We start from the raw sequence: 1,447 nt of genomic DNA on the forward strand, positions 1-1,447 counted from the left end.
GATCAGGAAGATGATAAGCCTGGCGTAGATCCAGGCGCGAGCGAGTTCCGGCTTCTTGGCCGCCAATGCCTCAAGCCGTGACCAGCTCGAACACCTCTTGCGTCTCGGCAAAGCCCTTCAGGACGTGCCTGCCCAGGCTGCGCACCGCATCCGCAGGCATCGAGCGCGCGACCTCGGCCGAGCACACGGCCCGCCGATCGAGCGTCTTGGCGATCCCTTCCAGCCGGCTGGCGAAGTTGACGGTCGGGCCGACCACCGTGAAGTCGAGCCGGTCGACGCTGCCGATGTTGCCGTAGACCACCGGCCCGATATGCAGCGCCGCGACGAACGGCAGGTCGGGCAGGGTCGTCTTCGCCTTGTCGAAGGCGCGCTCGATGCCGCGCACCGCGCGCCCGCAGGCGCCGCCGCGTCCGTCCTGCTCGGTCGGAAAGATCGACAGCACACTGTCGCCGATGAACTTCAGCACGTCGCCGCCCTCGGCGTGCACGGCGTCGACCACGATCTCGAAATGCGTACCCATCGTCTCCAGCAATGCATCGGGTGCCAGCCGTTCGGAGAGGCCGGTGAAGCCTCTGATGTCGGTGACCATTACCGCCGCGTCGATCTCCGTGGTGGCGCCGCGCTGGAACGCGCCGACGACGACGCGGCCGGCAGATCCGGTGCCGAGATAGACCTCCAGCAGGCTCTGCATGGAGTGGCGCATCGCCGCCGGTTCGAGCGCTGCCGAGATTGCCGGCGCCAGGCTCTCGATCAGGGCGATCTCGGCCACCGTGAATCCGCCCGGCCGGTCGGTCGTGAAGGCGCCGCCTTGCACGGAGCCGTCTCCATATTCGATCGGCAGCGCGAGGTAGTCGGTATTCCCCGCCTCGGCGAGCTCGACATAGACGCTATGGGTGTCGGGCCCGAGGTGTTCGAGGGAGTGCCGCACACTCCGGCGCTGCTCGATCACCTCCTGGAACGGGCTGCCGTAGTAGAACGGCGTGGAGAACGTTGTGCGCGGCCGCGTATAGAGCACCGCGCCTTCGCCGCGGGTCCAGATCACGCCCCACACACCGATCATCGGATTGGAAAGGCGCTGCCCGATACGCACGCGTTTGAGCGCAACCCCGGCCGCGACCAGCCGTTCCGACAGTCCGCCGACGATCGCTTCGGGGGAACAATCCCGCCGCGCCGGTCCGATCAGCCAAGTGACGAGTTCGGCCTGTTTTGCATGACGATTGTGTTCCAAGTCGGACATCGCTGAAGCCTCTATTCTAGGCCAGCACCACATCCGGCCAAAGCCAAAACTTGGCCAGCCGCGACGCCGACGCCCCCTCTCCCTACGGCGATCGCGGAGCGATCGTCCGGTCTTCACGGGGAGAGGGTAAGGGTCATGTGCGCAAGGTTAAGCATATCATCAACCGGTCCGACTGTTTGGTTCGCTTGCGTGGTGCTCACGGAGATGCCG

1 protein-coding gene is annotated in these 1,447 nt (G+C 66.1%); it reads right to left on the minus strand.

The window, feature by feature from the left end:
• Positions 1–70: 70 nt before the first annotated feature.
• Entirely contained in the window at positions 71–1,237 is a 1,167-nt protein-coding gene (locus tag RFM40_RS33510) for an adenylate/guanylate cyclase domain-containing protein (protein WP_320227091.1), read from the minus strand.
• Between the last annotated feature and the right edge of the window lie 210 nt (positions 1,238–1,447).

Source organism: Mesorhizobium captivum (assembly GCF_033977165.1).
In the GTDB taxonomy this organism is placed as follows: domain Bacteria; phylum Pseudomonadota; class Alphaproteobacteria; order Rhizobiales; family Rhizobiaceae; genus Mesorhizobium; species Mesorhizobium captivum.